Origin of the sequence: Gryllotalpicola koreensis (assembly GCF_039538185.1) — a bacterium.
Taxonomy (GTDB): domain Bacteria; phylum Actinomycetota; class Actinomycetes; order Actinomycetales; family Microbacteriaceae; genus Gryllotalpicola; species Gryllotalpicola koreensis.
This window is the reverse complement of record NZ_BAABBW010000005.1, coordinates 314803-334883: the sequence shown is the minus strand read 5'-3', so window position 1 is coordinate 334883 and position 20081 is coordinate 314803. Positions and strand designations below refer to the sequence as shown.

Genomic DNA, 20081 nt, shown 5'->3' with positions numbered 1-20081 from the left:
GCCATGCCCCTCGACCTCGCCGCGACCTCGATCGAGCTGACCAGGCAGATCTGCGACATCGAGTCGGTGAGCGGCAACGAGAAGGCCGTGGCCGACGAGATCGAGCAGGCGCTCGAACGGATGCCGCATCTCGAGGTCCTGCGCGACGGCGACCTCGTCGTCGCCCGCACGCACCTCGGCCGCGCGCGCCGCGTCGTGATCGCGGGCCACATCGACACGGTCCCCGTGAACGGCAATCTGCCGACCCGTTTCGAGGCCGAGGGCGGCGTCGAATACCTCTGGGGCCGCGGCACGGTCGACATGAAGCCGGGCGTCGCGGTCGCGCTCAAGCTCGCGGCAGAGCTCAGCAGCCCGAGCGTCGACGTGACCTGGCTGTTCTACGACCACGAAGAGGTCACGAGCGACCTCAATGGCCTCGCGCGCCTCGCTCGCACCCGCCCCGAACTGCTCGCCGGCGACTTCGCGATCCTCGGCGAGCCGAGCAATGGCGCGGTCGAGGGCGGCTGCAACGGCACCATGCGCTTCGACGTCGTGACCCGCGGCAAGCGGGCCCACAGCGCGCGCGGGTGGATGGGCGAGAACGCCATCCACAAGGCGGCGCCCATCCTGGCGCTGCTCGCCGACTTCGAGCCGGAGACGATCGAGGTCGACGGCCTCGCCTACCGCGAGCAGCTCAATGCGGTGCTCGTGAGCGGGGGAGTGGCGGGCAACGTCATCCCCGACGAGTGCCGCATCCACATCAACTACCGCTTCGCGCCATCGCGCTCAGGGGCGGAGGCCGAGGCGAAGATGCGCGCCCTGTTCGAGCCCCTGGGGGAATTCGTCCTGCAAGACCTCGCGCCTGGCGCCCGCCCCGGCCTCGACGACCCGCTCGCGCAGGAGTTCCTCGCCGCCGTCGGCCTCGAGGCGAAGCCCAAGTACGGCTGGACCGACGTCGCCAGGTTCAGCGCACTCGGCATCCCCGCCGTCAACTTCGGCCCGGGCGACCCGAGCCTCGCCCACGCCGACGGCGAGCGCGTGCCGCTCGCGCAGATCACGGCCTGCGAGGACGCCCTGCGGGCGTGGCTGAGCTGACGCCCGTGAAGACAGCGACCGCCCGCTGGCGGGCCCTGCCGTGGTGGGCCCGCGTGACGGTCGTGTTCATGCTGGGCCGGGCGCTCGACACGATCCTGCTGCTCTGGCAAGCCTCCATCGAGGGCGCCAACGCGTGGACCAGCGCCCACCCGAGTTACCTCGTCTTCGCCAACATCTGGGACGGCCGGTGGTACCAGATCATCGCTGCGGTCGGCTACCCGCACACCCTGCAATTCGACACGACGGGCCACGTCACCCAGAACCAGTGGGCGTTCCTGCCCGTCTACCCCTACGTGGTGAAGGGCATGATGGCGCTCACGGGGATGTCGTGGGAGGCATCCGCCGTGCTCGTCACCGTGCTGTGCGCGTGGGGCGCGACGCTCGTGTTCTACAAGCTGATGCGCGCCCGGCTGCGTCCGTCGACCGCGATGTACGCGACCGTGCTCTTCTCGGTCGCCCCCGTCGCGGCGCTCTTCCAGGTCGCCTACGCCGAGGCGATGTTCACGCTGCTGCTCGCGAGCATCCTGTACCTCTGGGTCAAGCGCAGGTTCTGGTGGATGCTGCCGCTCATCGTCGTCGCCGCCTTCACCCGGCCGGGCGAGGTGGCGCTCGCCCTCGCGTTGGGCTTGTGGGTCGTGTGGCGGCTCTGGCGCGCGTGGCGGGGGACGGAGCCGATACGGATGCCTGAGCTCGCGGCATCCGTCATCGCCACGGTCGTCGCATTGGTCTCGGGTCTGGCCTGGCCGGTCATCGCCGACCGGGTGACGGGCTACTCCGGCGCCTACACCGAGACCGAGCTGTCGTGGCGGGTGTCGTACACAGGGTGGGAGCCGCTCGTGCCGTTCACCCCGTGGATCCAGGGCGCGAAGTGGTGGTTCACGCTCTGGCTGCACACCCCGGCCTGGGTGGGCTACGTCGCCCTCGCAGCGCTCGTGGGCCTCGCCGTGGTGTTCCTGCTCGTGCCGCCCGCCCGCCGGCTCGGGGTCGAACTGCGGCTCTGGATCGTCTCGTACGGGCTCTATGTGCTGGCGGTCTTCTTCCCCCAGTCGAGCACCTTCCGCATTCTGCTGCCGCTGTTCCCGGCGCTCGGAATCGTGGCCGCGCCGCGCGCCAGGTGGTACCGCATCGGCATGGTCGTCGTCTTCGTCGCGGGCCAAGTGGGCTGGCTGCTGCTCGCCTGGACGATCGGCGACTACGACTGGTCGCCGCCGTAAGTCCCCTCCCGGGTGGTGCCGGGGGCCCGGCCCGGTGCGGGATAATAGGTTCAAACCACGAAAGGGGAGCTACATGGCGGCCATGAAGCCGAGAACCGGAGACGGACCCATGGAGGCTGTGAAGGAGGGGCGCCTGATCATCGTGCGCGTGCCTCTGGAGGGCGGCGGCCGGCTGGTCGTTTCCGTCAACGACGACGAGGCCAAAGAGCTTCACGACGCACTGGCATCCGCCATCGGAGCCTGAGCCCGAGCGTCCCAGAAAGTGCCGCCCTTCGGGGCGGCTCTTTTGGTTAAGACCTGGTTAAGGCCGCAGCTTCGTGATCTGCAGCAGCCCGTCGCCGACGGTCGACAGCGCGCTCACGACGGCGCCGGACTGCGAGATCTCGCCGATCAGGGTGCGGAACGCGGTGGCGACGTCGTCGCGGTTCGCGGGGTTGCCGACCTTGCCCTGCCAGAGAGCATGGGGAACGAGCACCGTGCCGCCCGGGCGGGCGAGGCGCAGCCCGTGCTCGACGTACTCGATGACGTTGCCCGCGTCGGCGTCGACGAGCACGATGTCGTAGGCGTTCTCGTTCATGCGGGGCAGCACGTCGAGGGCGCGGCCCGCGATGAGGCGCAGCTTGGCGGGCGCGTGGCCGGCCTCGAGGAAGAGCTGCCTGGCCTGCTGCTGGTGGTCGACCTCGCTGTCGATGCTGGTCAGCTCGGCATCCGCCGCGCCGCGCAGCAGCCAGAGACCCGAGACCCCGAGACCGGTACCGATCTCGATGATCTTGGCCGCGCTCGTGGCGGCGACGATGACGGATGCCTGCGCGCCGACCGCCGGCGCGATGGGGCTCACCCCCAGTTCGAGCGAATGCTGGCGGGCGCGGGCGATCACCTCGCTCTCGACGACCACGTCGTTCGCGAATTTCCAGTTGATGTCGTTGTCCGACATGGGCCTCCGTACTTCCTGTCTCAGAGTATCCGTCGGCACAGCTGAGAGCTGGTCAGACGCACGGCCGCGAGAGATTACGATGTGGGAGTGCTGGGTATCGGGTTCGACAAGCTGCTGGTCATGGCCGGCATCGCCGTCATCCTGATCGGCCCCACCCGCTTGCCCGGCTATGCCGAGAAGCTCGGCCAGTTCGTGCGCAACCTGCGCCGCTTCGCCGATGATGCGCGCGACAAGGTGCGCGAGGAGGTCGGCTCCGACGTCTTCGACGAGATCGACTGGAAGAAGCTTGACCCCCGGCAGTACGACCCGCGCCGCATCATCGCCGATGCCCTGCTGTCGGACGACGACGATGCGGCCGAGCCCGAGAAAGTCGTCGGCATCCCCGCCGTCGCCACGAAGCCAGCCCCTGCTGCCCTCGCCGCGGGCGCCCTGCCCCCCTTCGACGCAGAGGCCACGTAGGCGCGCGAGTTCGCGTCGCCGGTTTCGGGCCTAAACGCGCGATCTTGGGCCTGAAAGCGGCGACGCAACGAGCGCTGTGGACAGCTTCAGCGCGGATGCCGCGAGCCGGGCAATCTGGGCGCGTGCCGCGACGTACTGAGCTCAACAGGATTCTCGACTACGAAGCCGTGCGTACGGGTGACCGCGATGCCCACGGCATGAGCCGCGAACGGCTCATGCGCGGCAACGACGTCGAGCATCCTTTCTGGGGTGTCAGCAGCGCCGGTCTCGATCTCGCCACCATCGAAGGGCTGAGCCTCGCATTCCGGCCGCTGATGCGTCCGAACGACGCCATCAGCCATACCTCTGCGGCGTTACTTTTCGGGGCGCCGCTTCCGCAGGCGGAACCGCCGCTCCTCCCCCTGCACGTCACGAGCATTGGTACGCGGGCGCATCGCGGGCCGAACCTTGTGGGTCATGAGTGGAATGAATCTCTGCAGCTGGACGTGATTCGCGGCATCCGCGTCGTCGCTCCCGCAGACATGTGGTGTCAGCTCTCCACCATGCTGAGCCGCGAGGATTTCGTCGCGGTCGGCGACTTCCTCGTCTCCGGTGTCCCGGCTGAAGGAAGGAATGTGCGCACCGTCCCGTGCTGCAACATCGCCGAGCTGCGCGACGCCGTCCGCCGCCATGGCCGTCGCGCCGGAGCGCGGAAGCTGGCGTGGGCGATCGAGCGGGTGCGCGTCGGCGTGGATTCGCGACCCGAGACCATCCTCCGCCTGCTGCTCGTCGCCGCGGGGCTGCCGGAGCCGCTGGTGAATGACCCGGTTCGAGTGGCAGACGGGAAGAGCTATAAGCCCGATCTCAAGCACAAACTGTGGCGCACGCTCTATGAGTACGAGGGCCTGCTTCATCTGCGCTCGCCGAAGCAGTGGAGGTTCGACACGTGGCGATACCAGCAGTTCGAAGCTGTCGGATGGAAGGTGATCCGCGTCAATGCGGACCATCTCTTCGTGGATCCCGTGGGCTTCCTCCGCTTCGTGTACGCGACGTTGCATCGCCGTGCCCACGAACTGGGCGTTGCGCCGCCGAGTTCGGGTCCAAGGTGGCTCGTTTCGGCCTGAAAGCGGCGACGGTAGCGCTGCCCCTGCCGGGGTGAGCTCAGGAGGGGGAGACCCCGAGCCGAAGCCCGGAGAGGTTCCTCGGGCGAGATGCCATCGCCCCGGCGATGTCCCTGATGACAGTGGCGGCGGGGTCCTCCGGCCGGGAGACGACCACCGGGGAGCCCTCATCGCCACCCACCCGCAGCGGCACCGACACCGGCACAGCACCCAGCAGCGGCGCCGCGAGCGCCTCGGCCACGCGAGCGCCGCCGCCCGTGCCGAACAGCTCGCCCGACATGTTCTCGATCACCCCGTAGACCTTCTGCCCCGTCTGCGCCGCGAGCGCGCCCGAGCGCACCGCGACCTCGGCAGCGGCCGCCTGCGGCGTCGTCACGACGATCACCTCGGCGTTCGGCAGGAGCTGTCCCACCGAGATCGCGATATCGCCCGTACCGGGCGGCAGGTCGAGCAGCAGCACGTCGAGGTCGCCGAAGTACACGTCGGTGAGGAACTGCTGGATGGTGCGGTGCAGCATCGGGCCGCGCCACGCGACGGCGGAGGACGGCCCCTGCCCACGATCCGGGTCCAGGAACATGCCGATCGAGACGGTCTTCACCCCGAAGGCGACGGGCGGCAGGATCATCTCTCCGACCCGTGTCGGCCGCGCGCCCGCGAGCCCGAGCAGCCCCGGGATCGAGAATCCGTGCACATCGGCATCCACCAGTCCGACCCGCAGGCCGCGCGCCGCGAGCGCGACGGCGAGATTCGCGGTGATCGTAGACTTCCCGACACCGCCCTTGCCCGAAGTGACCGCGTACACCCGCGTCAGCGAGTCGGGCCCGAACGGCATTGCGCGTGCCCGGCCGCCGCGCAGACGATCGGTGAGCGCCTGCCGCTGCTCAGGGCTCATGACCCCGACGGCGAGGTCGACGCCCATGACGCCGGGTACCCCGGTGACGGCCGCGCGCACGTCGCGCTCGATGCGGTCGGCGGCGGGGCAGCCGACGATGGTCAGCCGGATGGCGACGGATGCCAGACCCGAGGCATCCACCGACACCGACTCGACCATGTCGAGCTCGCTGATCGGCCGCCGGATCTCCGGATCGATGACGGATGCCAGCGCCGCGGTCACCCGCTCGGCGAGGTCACTCAACGCGATCCGCCGTCGGCTCCGGCCCGAGCTCGTCGAGCAGCGCGCGCAGCTCCTGCCGCAGGAAGTCCTTCGTCGGCACGTCGCGCAGCGCGAGCCGCAGCGCGACGACCTCGCGGGCGAGGTACTCGGTGTCGGCGAGGTTCCGCGCCGCCTGCTGGCGGTCCTGCTCGATCTGGACCCGGTCGCGGTCGTCCTGGCGGTTCTGCGCGAGCAGGATCAGGGGCGCGGCATACGAGGCCTGCAGCGACAGCACCAGGGTGAGCGCGGTGAAGCCGTTGGAGACGGAGTCGAAGTGCAGCCACTCGGGCGTGAGCGAGTTCCAGGCGATCCACAGCACGCAGAACGCCGTCAGAGCGAACAGGAAGACGGGCGTGCCCATGGCGCGCGCGATCCACTCGGTGAAGCGCCCGAAGCGGTCGGAGTCCCGTCGTGAGCGACCCCGGCCGGAGAGGCCCTTGGGGGCGTCGAGCCCGAGGGCCTTGTTGTCGACCCGTGCCATGGGTCACCTCCTTCCGATGATGCCGATGCTTCCTGTCCGCGCCGCGGCCGAGCGTTTCAGTGCGGCGTCCTCGCCGTCGCGACGGCGCCAGTCGTCGGGCAGCAGATGGTCGAGGATGTCGTCGATCGTGACGACGCCGACGAGCCGCCCGGCGTCATCGACGACGGGCACGGAGACCAGGTTGTAGCTCGCGAGGGTACGTGAGACCTCGGCGATCGAGGCGTTCACCATGACGGGCTCGAGGCCCTGGTCGACGAGGCCGCCGAGGCGCTCGTGCGGCGGGTGGCGCAGCATGCGCTGGTAGTGCACCGTGCCGAGGAAGCGCCCGGTGGGCGGCTCGTAGGGCGGCAGGGTGAGGAAGACGGCGGCGCCGAGAGCGGGCGCGAGCTCTTCCTGGCGGATGAGCGCGAGTGCTTCGGCGACCGTCGCGTCGGCCGACATGATGACCGGCTCCGTGGTCATCAGGCCGCCCGCCGAGTTCGGCGCGTAGTTGAGCAGGCGGCGGACGTCTTCCGCCTCCTCCGGCTCCATCAGTTCGAGCAGGTGCTCGCGCTCGGCCCTGGGCAGCTGGGCGAACAGGTCCGCCGCGTCGTCGGGCTGCATCTGATCGAGCACGTCGGCGACGCGCTCGTCGTCGAGGGTGCGCAGCAGCTCGACCTGGTCCTGCTCCTGCATCTCCTCGAGGGCGTCGGCGAGCCGCTCGTTCGGCAGCTCGGCTGCGACCTCGACGCGGCGCTCCTTGGGCAGCTCGAGCAGGCTGCTCGCGAGGTCAGCCGGCTTCAGATCGGTGTAGGTCGCGATGAGCTGCTCCGCCGACTGGGGGGCGCCGGCTGCGGCATCCGTCTCGCGCATCTCGCTCCATGCGACGAACTGGGTCGCGCCCTTCGCGAAGGGGGAGGAGGAGGTCTTGGGGCGGCGCACGAACAGCTGGGTCACGTCCCACAGCCCGCTCGGCGCCTGTGTGATCGCGACGTCCTCGATGGTCGCGGTGCCGCTGCCGTCGCGGAAGGCGAGTTCGCGACCGAGGATCTCGGCGATGACCCGCACCTCGCCGGCGCGCGGCTCGAAACGGCGCACGTTGATGAGCCCGGTGGTGATCACCTGGCCCGCGCCGATCGACGTGACGCGGGTGATGGAGACGAAGACGCGGCGCTTCCCGGGGATCTCGACGACGAGTCCCACGACGCGGGGCGGCGCGTCCGCGCGGAAGACGACGACGACGTCGCGCACCTTGCCGACCCGGTCGCCGACGGGGTCGAAGACGAGGCAACCGGCCAGGCGTGCCACGAAGACCCGCTGTCCACTCACGCGTTTAAGACTAGTGCTGGGCTCCTTTTGGCACCGTGCGTGCCACTATGGGGCCATGACGAACGCAGGCCCGCTCGGCGGGCGTCGTGGTATCCAGCTTCCCACCGTGCCGAAGGGCGATGTCATCGCCTCGTACGAGAGCTACCTCGAGGCGCAGCAGACCGTCGACGTGCTGGCGCGCGCCGATTTCCCGGTGAGCGGCGTGTCGATCGTGGGCAACGACCTCAAGTCGGTCGAGCACATCACCGGGCGGCTCAGCTGGGGCCGGGTCGCGCTGTCCGGCGCGGCGAGCGGCGCGTGGTTCGGTATCTTCCTCGCGATCGTGCTGGCCATCTTCAACCCGGGACGCGCCGACCTCAGCCTCGAGTTCGCGGCCGTGCTGCTCGGTGCCGGATTCGGCATGCTGTTCAGCCTCGTGTCGTACGCCCTCACGCGCCGCCGCCGCGACTACACCTCGCAGACCGCCGTGCTGGCGACGAGCTACGCGGTGGTCGTCGACCCCGAGAACGCCAACCGAGCCCGCAACCTGCTCGCCAACGCAGGGCGCGGAACCGGCACCGTTCTCTAAGGGAACGCTGCGATGCTCACGTGGTGACGTCATCGCCGAGCGCGCACCCGGGCCGGGCACGGGCCATCGCCCACTTCCGGCTGCGCCTGCGCCGGCATCCGATCCTCCACGTCAGCTACCGCGTGCTGATCGCGATCGTCGGCACGGCGATCATCATCGGCGGCCTCATCCTCGTGCCGCTGCCCGGGCCGGGGTGGCTCATCGTCTTCGTCGGCGTCGCCGTGCTGGGGACCGAGTTCCGCTGGGCGCGGACCGCCGCCAACTGGGTGCGCCGCCAGGTGCAGCGCGTGTGGGAGTGGTGGAAGGCCCGTCGCGCGACGCGTCCCTGACTAGCCCCGCAGTCCCGCGATCCAGGCCTCGACGTCGTCGGCGGTACGGGGGATGCCGGCCGAGAGGCTCTCCACGCCGGAATCCGTCACCACCACGTCGTCCTCGATGCGCACCCCGATGCCGCGCAGGTGCTCAGGAACCGTGAGGTCGTCGGGCTGGAAGTACAGCCCGGGCTCGATGGTGAAGACCATGCCGGGCTCGAGCACGCCGTCCTGGTACATCTCGCGCCGTGCCGCCGCGCAGTCGTGCACGTCGAGGCCGAGGTGGTGGCTCGTGCCGTGCACCATGTAGCGGCGGTGCTGCTGGCCGTCGGCCTCGAGCGCCTCCTCCGCGGTGACGGGCAGCAGCCCCCACTCGGCGGTGCGCCGCGCGATGACCTCCATCGCGGCGGCGTGCACCTCGCGGAAGCGGATACCGGGGCGCGCGACCGCGAACGCGGCGTCGGCCGCCTCGCGCACGGTCTCGTAGACGAGGCGCTGAGCGTCGGTGAAGGTGCCGTTCACGGGAAGCGTGCGGGTGATGTCGGCGGTGTACAGGCTGTCGCCCTCGACGCCCGCGTCGATGAGGATCAGGTCGCCGGGCACGACCGGGCCGTCGTTGCGGGTCCAGTGCAGGATGCAGGCGTGCGGGCCGGCGGCGGCGATCGTGTCGTAGCCGACCGCGTTGCCCTCGCCGCGGGCGCGCGTGTAGAAGACGCCTTCGACGAAACGCTCGCCGCGCTCGTGGGCCGTGATCTGCGGCAGCGCGCGGATGATGTCCTCGAAGCCGCGCTGTGTCGACGCCACGGCGGCGCGCAGCTCGGAGAGCTCGTAGGCGTCCTTCACGAGGCGCAGCTCGGAGAGATCGCGGGCGAGCTGGGCGTCGGCGTCGAGGAGATCAGGTGACTCACCTCGCGCCGCGTCGACCGCGGCCGTGATCTCGGAGTCGGCCTCGCGCAGCACGAGGGTGTCGGCGTCTGAGGCGGCGACGACGGCCGAGGCATCCGCGATGCCCGCGGTCGCCAGTGCGAGGTCGCCGGCGACCTGGGCGAGCGACGGCCGTGCACCGATCCAGAACTCGCCGATCTGCGGGTTCGAATAGAACTCGTCGGAGTCGCGGCCGGCGCGCTCCCGAAAGTAGAGCGTCGCGGCGCCGTCCTCGAGGACGAGCACGGAATCGGGCTCGGCATCCGCCGCCCATCCGGTCAGCCAGGAGAACGCCGAGTGTGCGCGGAATGGGAAGTCGGTGTCGTTGCTGCGCACCTTCGTGCCGCCGGCCGGAATGATGAGGCGCTTGCCCGGGTACATCGCCGCGAGCTTCGCGCGCCGAGCCGCCGCGAACGACGCCTGCTCGCGCGCGGGAGGTACCACGTCGGCGCGCTCGGCCCACTGCGAGCCTATGTACTCCTTGAACGAGGCGCCGGGCGGGAGCGTCGAGCGGTTCGAGGTGGCCCGAGGGGCCTTGGTGGTGGTCAGCGCGTCGCTCGTGTCCATACCCCAATTGTCTAGCATTGGTGGCGTGCCGTACCGAGCCCCCATCGACTTGCACACGCATTCGAGCGTGTCCGATGGCACCGAGGCTCCGGCTGAGCTGGTGCGGGCCGCCGCCGCGGCCGGGCTGGGCACGGTCGCGCTGACCGACCACGATTCGACGGCGGGGTGGGCGGATGCCGCGGCCGAGGCATCCGCCGTCGATATCGACTTCGTGCCGGGCATGGAGCTCTCGACCCGCTTCGGGTGGAAGAGCGTGCACATGCTCGCCTATTTCTTCGATCCGGCGGACGAGGCGCTCGTCGCCGAGACCGAGCGCATCCGCAGCGCGCGCCGCACCCGGGCCGAGGCGATGGTCGCCCGCATCGCGGTGGACTACGAGCTGACCTGGGACGACGTGCTGGCGCACACCGCGCCGGGGGCATCCGTCGGCCGCCCGCACATCGCCGATGCGCTCGTGACGCGCGGGCACGTCGCCGACCGCAGTGCGGCGTTCGAGACGCTGCTGCACCCGAGCGGCGGGTACTTCGAGCCGCTCTATGCGCCGACGCCGCTCGAGGGCGTCGAGCTGATCCGCGGCGCCGGGGGAGCGCCCGTGCTCGCGCACCCCGCGACCCGCGGACGCGACAACGTGCTCGACCCGCATTACCTGCGCTCGCTCGTCGACGCGGGGCTCGCGGGCGTGGAGGTGTACCACCGTGAGAACACCGCCGACGGCCGCGCTTATCTGCTCGAGTTCGCGGCGGCGAATGGTCTCGTCGTCACCGGCTCGAGCGACTACCACGGGGCAGGGAAGCCCAACGTGCTCGGCGAGAACACGACGGAGCCGGAGGCCGTTGAGCGCCTCTTCCGCGCGGCATCCGCGCCCCTCCGGTAGCGCTTCGAAATCGTTATCGCAATCGTGGCCCCCGAACTGGTACCGTTCAGCCAATAGCGCGCCGGTGCCAACAAATCCCGCGCGTTCGCACCCATTCACGTGACGCAAAGGAGCGTTCCATGAAGTCAGCCCTGCGACGGCGCACGCCGTTCGCGAAGTTGGGCTGGGGGGTGGTCCTCGCCGCGGTGATCGCGGCACCGCTGGCCGCCGCCCAGACCGCCGCCGCAGACAGCGGCACGACCGTGCTCTCGAGCACCTTCGACGACAGCACCATCGCGCCGTGGGCCGCCAACGGCAACGCGAAGCTCGCCGTGGTCGATGACCCGTCCGGCACGGGGAAGTCGCTCGAGGTCTCGAACATCGACGCCGACTATGCAGGGGCCGCGGTCGACCTGACCAAGCTGCTGACGCCGGGCGTCCAGTACCAGATCTCGTTCGACGCGCGGCTGGAAGATGCCACCTTCAACGGGCAGACGGCGCACTTCACGGTCGATGACGGCAATTACAGCTGGGTGTCGGGGCCGAGCGCGCTGACGGCGGATGCCTGGACGCCGATCGCCGGCTCGTACACCCTGGCCGCCGGCGCCACCAAGGCGAACATGTACCTGAACTCTGGCCTCGCCTCAGGCCAGACCGCGTTCGGCAATGTGCTCATCGACAACGTCACCATCACCGGCCCCGCGGGCGGCTCCGGCTCGAACTGCAGCTACCCGACGGGCGACACGATCATCAGCTCCGACTTCGAGTCGGGCGACCCCGATGGCTGGGTGGCGCGCGCCGACGCCGCTGGCTCGGCGACGGTCTCCGTCATCGACACCGACGCCCACGGCGGCACGCACTCGATCGCGGCCACCGACCGCAAGGACCAGGGCGAGGCGGTCGGACACGACGTGACCTGCCTGTTGCAGCCCGGTCAGAGCTACGAGGTGAGCGCCTGGGTGCGCTTCGCCGCCGACCAGCCGACCGACAACGTGTGGGTGAGCCTCGCGAACACCGTGAGCGGCTCGACCACTTACACGACGCTCGGCCAGTTCTCGACCGTGACCAACACGGGGTGGACCCAGATCGACCAGAAGTTCACGATGCCGGCATCCAGCGATTCGGCTCTGCTGTACTTCGAGACGGACTACCACAGCGGCGCGCTGCCGGGGAACACCTCCGACCTGTACTTCGACGACATCACGGTGAGCAAGCCGGCGATCAGCATCCAGACGGACCTCACGGACATCAAGGACACCCTGCCGTTCCCGGTGGGCGCCGCGGTCTCCGACCCTGAGATCACCGGCGCGCCCGGCCAGCTGCTCGCGAAGCACTTCAACCAGGTGACCCCCGAGAACTCCATGAAGCCCGAGTCCTGGTACGACGCGAACGGGGACTTCGTCACGACGAACGCCGACGCCGACGCGCTGATGACCTTCGCCCAGCAGAACGACATGCGGGTCTACGGCCACAACCTCGTCTGGTACCAGCAGACGCCCGACTGGTTCTTCAACGTGTCGCCGAGCGACAGCACCCCGCTGACGAACAGCGACGCCGACAAGGCGATTCTGCGCGCCCGCCTCGACACCCACATCAAGGACGTCGCCCAGTACCTGTCGAGCAAGTTCGGCGCCTTCGGCTCGTCGACGAACCCGCTGGTGTCGTTCGACGTGGTCAACGAGGCGGTCTCCGACAACGCCGGCGACCCGGACGACCTGCGGCAGAGCCGCTGGTACCAGATCCTCGGCCCGGAGTACATCACCGACGCGTTCAACGACGCGAACAAGTACTTCAACACGTCGGCCGCGAACGGCGGTTTCGCGGCCGACGGAACGGACCGGCCGATCGCCCTGTTCTACAACGACTACAACACCGAGCAGTCCGGCAAGCGCGACCGCGTGCTCGAGCTCGTGAACAAGCTGATCGCGGCCGGCGTGCCGATCGACGGTATCGGCCACCAGTTCCACGTCACGATGTCGACGCCGCTGTCCACGCTGAAGGACGCGATCGACGGCTTCAACGGCATCACGACCGCGACCGGCCACCCGCTCTACCAGGCGGTGACCGAGCTCGACGTGCCGACCGGGACCCCGGTGACGACGGCCAACGAGATCGACCAGGGCTACTACTACAAGGGCATCTTCGACATGCTGCGCAGCGAGGCGGCCGCGGGGGCGTCGATCTTCTCGGCGACCGTGTGGGGCCTCACCGACGGCCAGAGCTGGCGCTCTGCCGACGGCGCACCGTTGCTGTTCGACGACGAGCTGCAGGCGAAGCCCGCATACTACGGCGTCACCGACCAGCAGCTGCCCGCCAAGCAGCTGTCGGCGATCGTGTTCCAGCAGTCGGCGACGGATGCCTGGGACCAGCTGCCCCTGCACCCCATCGCGCAGGACGGCTCCTCGGCGTTCCAGCTGCGCTGGGCATCCGATCACCTCACGGCCTATGTGACGGCGACGGACGCGACGACGGATGCCGCGGATCAGGCGACCTTCGCCTGGGGCGACGGCACCCAGGACGCGACCGTGAAGCGCGACGGCACGGTGACCGGTGACGGCGTGACGGCGACCGTCACATCGACGGCCTCGGGCTGGAGCGCCGTGGTGAATCTGCCCGATGCGGGGCTCACCACCGCGAGCACGCCGAAGTTCGATGTGACCGTGACCGATGGCACGACGACGTCCGATTGGAACACGCCGGGCACCCTCGGCACGCTCCAGCTGGTCGAGCCGCTCTCGTTCACGACGATTCCAGAAGGCTCCGTCGCCCCTGTCATCGACGGGACGAAGGACGCCGTGTGGAGCCAGGCGAGCACGGTGACGACGAACAAGCTGATCTCGGGCTCCGCCGACGGCGCGAAGGCGACCATCTCCCAGCTCTGGAAGGACGACTACCTCTACGTGCTGGCCGACGTCACCGACCCGACCATCGACACCACCTCGCCCAACGCCTACGAGCAGGACTCCGTCGAGATCTTCACCGACCTCGGCAACGCGAAGAACGGCTCGTACCGCTCCGCTGACGCGCAGATGCGCATCAGCGCCGACAACGCCGTGTCGTTCGGCGCGGGCGATTCGGAGGACGTGCAGAAGGCGCGCCTGACGAGCGCGACCTCGCGCACGGCGACGGGCTATCTCGTCGAGGCGCGTATCGACCTGAAGGACTCGACGGGGGTCGGGAAGTTCGAGGGCCTCGACTACGAGGTCAACGACGGCACGGCGGGCGCCCGCACGGCGAACTTCGGTTGGGCCGAGCAGACGGGCACGGCGTATCAGACGACCTCCCGCTGGGGTGTCGCCGAGCTGGCGGGGCCGGCGCAGTACGCGCCGGTGATCACCTCGCAGCCCGTCGCGGTCTCCGGCCACCCGGGCGACACGGTGAAGTTCGTGGCGGCGGCCGACGCGAAGCCTGCCGCGACCGTGGTCTGGCAGAGCAAGGCGGCCGGGGCGTCGAAGTGGACGACGATCTCGGGGGCGACCACGACGTCGCTCTCGGTCAAGGTCAACGCGTCGATCAACGGCACGCTCTACCGCGCGGTGTTCTCGAACGCGGTGGGTTCGACCGCCACGGATGCCGCGGCGCTGACCGTCGTCACCGGGAAGCCGGTCAAGTAGTCGGAACCGAGAAGGGCCTCCTCGCGGCGGGAGGAGGCCCTTCTCCGCGTTGGGTCTTTGGGACTCAATACCCAGATAGATACAAGTTGTAGCTGTAACAATGTCACCATGACCATGATCAGCGTGGAGACGAAGGGCTTCGTGGCGGGCCCGTGGCAGGACACGATCGATGTGCGGGACTTCATCCAGCGCAACTACACGCCCTACGAGGGTGACGGGTCATTCCTCGCCGGGCCGACCGATCGCACCATGCGGGTGTGGAACCGCATCGCCGGCATGATGCCGGAGGAGCGCGAGCGCGGCGTCTACGACGTCGACCCGCACACCCCGGCCGCCATCACGGCTTTCGGTCCCGGCTACATCGACAGGGACGATGAGCTGATCGTCGGACTGCAGACGGATGCCCCGCTGAAGCGCGCCATCATGCCGCTCGGCGGCTGGCGGATGGTCGAGAACAGCCTCACCGTCTACGGCTACGAGGTCGACGAGGACCTCAAGAAGACCTTCACCGCGTATCGCAAGACGCACAACGCCGGGGTCTTCGACGCGTACCCGCCGGCCGTGCGCGCGGCGCGCAGTTCGCACGTGCTCACGGGCCTGCCCGACGCCTACGGCCGCGGTCGCATCATCGGCGACTACCGCCGCGTGGCGCTCTACGGCGTCGACGCGCTCATCGCCGCGAAGAAGCTCGACAAGCTCGACTGGGACACGCAGCCGTTCAGCGAGTCCGTCGTGCGCGAGCGCGAGGAGCACGCCGAGCAGCTGCGGGCGCTCGCCGAGCTCAAGCAGATGGCCGCGAGCTACGGCTACGACATCTCGGGGCCGGCGCGCACGGCGCGCGAGGCGATCCAGTGGCTGTACTTCGGTTATCTCGCCGCCGTGAAGGAGCAGAACGGAGCGGCGATGTCACTCGGCCGCACCTCGACCTTCCTGGACATCTATCTGCAGCGCGATCTCGAGAGCGGCACGCTCGATGAGGCATCCGCTCAAGAACTCATCGACGATTTCGTGATCAAGTTGCGCATCGTGCGATTCCTGCGCACGCCGGAGTACGACCAGCTGTTCTCTGGGGACCCGGTGTGGGTCACCGAGTCGATCGGCGGCATGGGGGAGGACGGGCGCACGCTCGTCACGAAGAACTCGTTCCGCTTCCTTCAGACGCTGTACAACCTCGGGCCGGCGCCCGAGCCGAACATGACCGTGCTGTGGTCCGCGCGGCTGCCGCAGGGGTTCAAGGAGTTCTGCGCGCAGGTGTCGATCGACACTTCGGCCGTGCAGTACGAGTCTGACCGGTACATCAGGGAGGCCTGGGGCGACGACGCCGCGATCGCCTGCTGCGTCTCGCCCATGGCCGTCGGCAAGCAGATGCAGTTCTTCGGCGCCCGCGCGAACCTCGCGAAGACGCTGCTCTACGCGATCAACGGCGGCCGCGACGAGATCACGGGCGCGCAGGTGGCGCCGGCGCGCCCCGCAGTCGAGGCGGGAAGACCCCTCGACTATGCGGATGTGCGCGCCCGCCTCGACGAGACGATGGAGTGGCTCGCGGCCACCTATGTCGAGGCGCTGAACGTCATCCACTACATGCACGACAAGTACGACTACGAGCGGCTCGAGATGGCGCTGCACGACAAGACGGTGCTGCGCACCATGGCGTGCGGCATCGCGGGGCTCTCGGTCGCAGCCGACTCGCTCTCGGCCATCAAGTACGCGCGGGTGACGCCGGTGTTCGACGACCGGGGCCTGGTCGTCGACTACGAGACGGCCGGCGAGTTCCCGACATACGGCAACGACGACGAGCGCGCCGACGCGATCGCGGTCGAGCTGGTGGACTCCTTCATGGAGAAGCTGCGGCACTACCCGTGCTACCGCGGCGCCGTGCCGACCCAGTCGGTGCTCACCATCACCTCGAATGTCGTCTACGGCAAGAACACGGGCAACACGCCGGACGGCCGCCGCGCCGGCCAGCCGTTCGCGCCCGGGGCGAACCCGATGAACGGGCGCGACACGCACGGGATGCTCGCGAGTGCGCTGTCGGTCGCGAAGATCCCGTACGCCGAGGCGCAGGACGGCATCTCGCTCACGAACACCGTGCTGCCGACCGGGCTCGGGCGCATGACTGCGGAGCGCGTCGCCAACCTGGCCGGCCTGCTCGACGCATCCGTCGGCACCGATGGCTACCACATGAACGTCAACGTGCTGAACCGCGAGACGCTGCTCGACGCGATGGACCACCCCGAGAACTACCCGCAGCTCACGATCCGCGTCTCGGGCTACGCCGTGAACTTCGTCAGGCTCACCCGCGAGCAGCAGCTCGACGTGCTGTCGCGCACCTTCCACGAGAGCATGTGATGGCCATGACGGTGGCGGTGACGAACGGCCGGCTCGGCGATGTCGAGACCGCGAGCTTCGCTGATCGCACCGAGCGGCTCGAACGGCTGCACTCGGGCGAGCTCGGGTCGATCAACTCGTGGGAGCTCGTGACCGCGGTCGACGGGCCGGGCACGCGACTGACGGTGTTCATGAACGGATGCCCGCTGCGATGCCTCTACTGCCAGAACCCCGAGACGTGGTTCATGCGGGACGGCATCGAGGTCGAGGCATCCGAGATCATCGCGCGCATCGCGCGGTACGTTCCGGTCTTCGAGGCGACCGGCGGCGGGCTGACGCTGTCGGGCGGAGAGATCCTGATGCAGCCGGCCTTCGCCGCGCGTGTGCTGCGCGGCGCGAAGGAGCTCGGGGTGCACACCTGCTTGGACACGAGCGGATTCCTCGGCCGGGCTCTGACGGATGAGGCGCTCGCCGACACCGATCTCGTGCTGCTCGACGTGAAGTCGGGAGATCCCGACGTCTACCGGCGGGCCACCGGCCAGGCGCTCGAGCCGACGCTGCAGTTCGGGCGGCGGCTCGCGCGCGAGGGGCGCGTCGAGGTGTGGGTGCGTTTCGTGCTGGTGCCGGGGCTCACGGATGCGTGGTCGAACGTCGAGCGGGTCGCGGACTATACGGCCTCACTGAACGCGCTGCGGCCGGGAGCCGTCTCGCGCGTGGAGGTGCTGCCCTTCCACCAGCTGGGCCGCGAGAAGTGGCACCAGCTGCGCCGCCCCTACGTCCTCGAGGACACGCAGCCGCCCTCGCCCGAGCTCGTCCAGCGCGTGCGCGCGCAGTTCCGCGCCCGGGGGCTGCTCACTTATTGACAGCGCGGCCGATCGCCGGGGTTCTCCACATTTCGGGGCTCCGGCGCTCGGTAGTGTCCGTGCTCTGCCGTACGGTTGCTGGCATCCGCGCTCGCCGCGGCGCACACTTGAGGGGTGATCACCCTGACGCTCGACACGTGGGTTTCAATCGGTGGCTTCGTCACCGTGGGCACGGGCCTGTACACAGTCATGCGCACGGAGTTCCGCGGCTTGCGGACAGAGCTGAAGTCGGACATCGGCGGGCTCCGGGCGGAGCTGAAGGAAGACATCGAGCGCGTCGAAGACCGGTTGACTGCGCTCGGTTCGGACTTCAAGGCGGATATTCAGCGTGTCGACGACCGCGTGTATGCGCTTGCCGCAGGCCTTAAGCCCGATATTGAGCGTGCGGGGGAGCAGCGCCGCGGCGCGTAGCCGGACCGCGGGATTTCTCCCGTCGGTCTCTGGCGCGGCGCAGACTTGGGCAATGGAGGCGATCTCACCAAGTACCTGGGCCTATGCGGCAGTGGGTGTCGGCTGCCTGCTGTACTCCGTGATCACCATGGTTCTGGAGGCACGCAAACGTCGGGAGCGGGAGCTGAAGCGGCTCACTGATGACATCGAGTTCCTCAGAGACAGAGTGCATCGACTGGAGCTCGACCTCCATCGGGTCGAGATGAGAAATCTGTACTCGGCAGGGGCACGTCAACGCTGACCCGACCGCGTGTACGCGCTTGCCGCCGGGCTCAAGCCCGACATCCAGCGCGCGGGAGAGCAGCGCCCGGGTGCGTAAGCCACTCGCCGAGGAGTGCGGGGATGTCGTCTCAGCGCGAGGGACACGACATCGCGGCACGTCTCGGCGGCGCGGCGCGCTGAGCGCGGCAGCCTGAGCTAAGCCGCGGGGGTCGTGCCTGCGGGGCGCGAGCCGCCGCGGCGGCGACGGCGCCGACGCGGGGCCGCGTTGCCGTCGTGGTGCTCGGCGCCCTGGCCGTCGTGGGTGCCGACGGCGACGGGCTTCTCCTCCGATGACGGGGCGGCCGCGGCATCCGTTGTGCCTGTGCGCGTGCGCGTCCGGCTCCGGCTGCGCGACGAACGCGACCCGCCCTCGCTCGCGCCCTGCTTCGCGACCTCGGACTCGACCTTCGGCTTCGGGGTCGTCTTGAGGCGCCCCTTGGTGCCCTCGGGGATATCGAGGTCGGTGTAGAGGTGCGGCGACGATGAGTAGGTCTCGGTCGGCTCGGGCTGGCCGAACTCGAGGGCGCGGTTGATGAGGGACCACTTGTGCAGGTCCTCCCAGTCGACGAAGGTCACCGCGATGCCGGTCTTGCCCGCGCGGCCCGTGCGGCCGGCGCGGTGCAGGTAGGTCTTCTCGTCGTCGGGGATCGTGTGGTTGATCACGTGAGTGACGTCGTCGACGTCGATGCCGCGGGCTGCGACATCCGTCGCGATCAGGATGTCCTTCTTGCCGGACTTGAACGCCGCCATGTTGCGCTCGCGCTGCTCCTGGTTGAGGTCGCCGTGCACGCTGACGGCGGGGAAGCCGCGGTCGGCGAGCTCGTCCTGCAGCTTGGCCGCGGCGCGCTTGGTGCGCGTGAAGATGACGGTCTTGCCGCGGCCGTTCGCCTGCAGGATGCGGGCGATGACCTCGTCCTTGTCGAGCGCGTGCGCGCGGTAGATGACGTGCTTGATATTCGCCTGGGTGAGGCCCTCGTCTGGGTCGTTCGCGCGGATGTGGATCGGCTTGTTCATGAAGCGCCGCGCGAGCGCCACGATCGGGCCGGGCATCGTGGCCGAGAACAGCATGGTGTGCCGCACGGCGGGCAGCTGCTGGAAGATCTTCTCGATGTCGGGCAGGAAGCCGAGGTCGAGCATCTTGTCGGCCTCGTCGAGCACGACCTCGGTGACGTTGCTGAGGTTGAGCAGGCGCTGGCCAGCGAGGTCGAGCAGGCGGCCGGGGGTGCCGACCGCGATCTGCGCACCGTCCTTGATGGCGGCGATCTGGCCCTCGTAGGCCTTGCCGCCGTAGATGGCGACGACCTTGGTCGGGCGGCCCGACGCTCCGAGCTCCATGTCCTCCGACACCTGCACCGCGAGCTCGCGCGTCGGCGCGACGATGAGCGCCTTCACGCCCGGCTCTGGGTCGGCGCCGAGGCGCTGGATGACGGGCAGGCCGAAGCCGAAGGTCTTGCCCGTCCCGGTCTTGGCCTGGCCGATGATGTCCTGCCCGGCGAGGGCGAGGGGGATCGTCTGCTGCTGGATGGGGAAGGGCTCGGTGATGCCCTTGGCCGCGAGCGCCTCGACGATGTCGGTGTCGATGTTGAGATCTGCGAAAGTCACGAAGTGGATACCTGTTC

19 protein-coding genes are annotated in these 20081 nt (G+C 69.3%); 13 read left to right on the top strand and 6 right to left on the bottom strand.

Going from position 1 to position 20081, the window contains the following annotated elements:
* Nucleotides 1-3: 3 nt before the first annotated feature.
* The 3 genes from dapE to ABD708_RS16015 all read left to right on the top strand — a co-directional run bounded on the left by dapE (nucleotide 4) and on the right by ABD708_RS16015 (nucleotide 2532).
* A complete protein-coding gene (gene dapE / locus ABD708_RS16025) occupies nucleotides 4-1074 on the top strand; it encodes a succinyl-diaminopimelate desuccinylase (RefSeq protein ID WP_344756271.1) in 1071 nt (356 codons plus the stop codon).
* Nucleotides 1062-2288, top strand: a complete 1227-nt coding sequence (locus tag ABD708_RS16020) for a hypothetical protein (protein ID WP_344756269.1) — start codon at nucleotides 1062-1064, stop codon at nucleotides 2286-2288. Before dapE ends, ABD708_RS16020 begins: the two co-directional genes overlap by 13 nt.
* Before the next feature lie 73 nt (nucleotides 2289-2361).
* Complete coding sequence (locus ABD708_RS16015; protein ID WP_344756267.1) at nucleotides 2362-2532, top strand: DUF3117 domain-containing protein; 171 nt, start codon at nucleotides 2362-2364, stop codon at nucleotides 2530-2532.
* Between the two features lie 57 nt (nucleotides 2533-2589).
* Here ABD708_RS16015 and ABD708_RS16010 read toward each other — a convergent pair whose 3' ends face one another.
* On the bottom strand, nucleotides 2590-3222 hold the full coding sequence (locus ABD708_RS16010) for an O-methyltransferase (protein WP_344756265.1): 633 nt from the start codon (nucleotides 3220-3222) through the stop codon (nucleotides 2590-2592).
* Nucleotides 3223-3309: 87 nt separating this feature from the next.
* Between ABD708_RS16010 and ABD708_RS16005 the strand changes: the two genes are divergently transcribed.
* Together ABD708_RS16005 and ABD708_RS16000 are read left to right on the top strand one after the other, a co-directional pair.
* The gene (locus tag ABD708_RS16005; RefSeq protein ID WP_344756263.1) at nucleotides 3310-3681 is read left to right on the top strand and encodes a twin-arginine translocase TatA/TatE family subunit; all 372 of its coding nucleotides are present in this window, start codon (nucleotides 3310-3312) and stop codon (nucleotides 3679-3681) included.
* 44 nt (nucleotides 3682-3725) lie between these two features.
* Nucleotides 3726-4784: a hypothetical protein gene (locus tag ABD708_RS16000; RefSeq protein ID WP_344756260.1), complete on the top strand. Its 1059-nt coding sequence runs from the start codon at nucleotides 3726-3728 to the stop codon at nucleotides 4782-4784.
* 37 nt (nucleotides 4785-4821) lie between these two features.
* Here the strand turns inward: ABD708_RS16000 and ABD708_RS15995 are convergent, their stop codons facing one another.
* From ABD708_RS15995 to ABD708_RS15985, 3 genes are read right to left on the bottom strand one after another with little or no spacing between them, the layout of a single operon-like run.
* Nucleotides 4822-5922, bottom strand: a complete 1101-nt coding sequence (locus tag ABD708_RS15995; RefSeq protein ID WP_425553318.1) for an Mrp/NBP35 family ATP-binding protein — start codon at nucleotides 5920-5922, stop codon at nucleotides 4822-4824.
* Complete coding sequence (locus ABD708_RS15990; protein WP_344756255.1) at nucleotides 5909-6415, bottom strand: DUF1003 domain-containing protein; 507 nt, start codon at nucleotides 6413-6415, stop codon at nucleotides 5909-5911. Before ABD708_RS15990 ends, ABD708_RS15995 begins: the two co-directional genes overlap by 14 nt.
* A gap of 3 nt (nucleotides 6416-6418) precedes the next feature.
* Nucleotides 6419-7723 carry a magnesium transporter MgtE N-terminal domain-containing protein gene (locus ABD708_RS15985; protein WP_344756253.1) on the bottom strand — a complete coding sequence of 435 codons (1305 nt, stop codon included), beginning with the start codon at nucleotides 7721-7723 and terminating at the stop codon, nucleotides 6419-6421.
* Between the two features lie 55 nt (nucleotides 7724-7778).
* Between ABD708_RS15985 and ABD708_RS15980 the strand changes: the two genes are divergently transcribed.
* Entirely contained in the window at nucleotides 7779-8291 is a 513-nt protein-coding gene (locus tag ABD708_RS15980; protein WP_344756251.1) for a YflT domain-containing protein, read from the top strand.
* 23 nt (nucleotides 8292-8314) lie between these two features.
* Entirely contained in the window at nucleotides 8315-8620 is a 306-nt protein-coding gene (locus ABD708_RS15975; protein ID WP_344756249.1) for a TIGR02611 family protein, read from the top strand.
* On the opposite strand, the gene ABD708_RS15970 is transcribed toward ABD708_RS15975, so the two are convergent.
* Nucleotides 8621-10093 (bottom strand): aminopeptidase P family protein, encoded by a 1473-nt coding sequence (locus ABD708_RS15970; protein ID WP_344756247.1) that lies wholly within the window; start codon nucleotides 10091-10093, stop codon nucleotides 8621-8623.
* A gap of 25 nt (nucleotides 10094-10118) precedes the next feature.
* On the opposite strand from ABD708_RS15970, the gene ABD708_RS15965 reads away from it, so the two are divergent.
* The 6 genes from ABD708_RS15965 to ABD708_RS15940 all read left to right on the top strand — a co-directional run bounded on the left by ABD708_RS15965 (nucleotide 10119) and on the right by ABD708_RS15940 (nucleotide 18442).
* On the top strand, nucleotides 10119-10967 hold the full coding sequence (locus ABD708_RS15965; RefSeq protein WP_344756245.1) for a PHP domain-containing protein: 849 nt from the start codon (nucleotides 10119-10121) through the stop codon (nucleotides 10965-10967).
* A 119-nt stretch (nucleotides 10968-11086) separates the two neighbouring features.
* A complete protein-coding gene (locus ABD708_RS15960; RefSeq protein WP_344756243.1) occupies nucleotides 11087-14560 on the top strand; it encodes an endo-1,4-beta-xylanase in 3474 nt (1157 codons plus the stop codon).
* A gap of 108 nt (nucleotides 14561-14668) precedes the next feature.
* Nucleotides 14669-16909: a formate C-acetyltransferase gene (gene pflB / locus ABD708_RS15955; RefSeq protein ID WP_344756241.1), complete on the top strand. Its 2241-nt coding sequence runs from the start codon at nucleotides 14669-14671 to the stop codon at nucleotides 16907-16909.
* Nucleotides 16910-16914: 5 nt separating this feature from the next.
* Nucleotides 16915-17751, top strand: coding sequence for a pyruvate formate-lyase-activating protein (gene pflA, locus ABD708_RS15950; RefSeq protein ID WP_344756722.1), 837 nt, complete (start codon nucleotides 16915-16917; stop codon nucleotides 17749-17751).
* Between the two features lie 114 nt (nucleotides 17752-17865).
* Complete coding sequence (locus tag ABD708_RS15945; protein WP_344756239.1) at nucleotides 17866-18162, top strand: eukaryotic translation initiation factor 6; 297 nt, start codon at nucleotides 17866-17868, stop codon at nucleotides 18160-18162.
* A gap of 52 nt (nucleotides 18163-18214) precedes the next feature.
* Entirely contained in the window at nucleotides 18215-18442 is a 228-nt protein-coding gene (locus ABD708_RS15940) for a hypothetical protein (protein ID WP_344756237.1), read from the top strand.
* 176 nt (nucleotides 18443-18618) lie between these two features.
* Here ABD708_RS15940 and ABD708_RS15935 read toward each other — a convergent pair whose 3' ends face one another.
* Complete coding sequence (locus ABD708_RS15935; protein ID WP_344756235.1) at nucleotides 18619-20064, bottom strand: DEAD/DEAH box helicase; 1446 nt, start codon at nucleotides 20062-20064, stop codon at nucleotides 18619-18621.
* Nucleotides 20065-20081 lie beyond the last annotated feature (17 nt).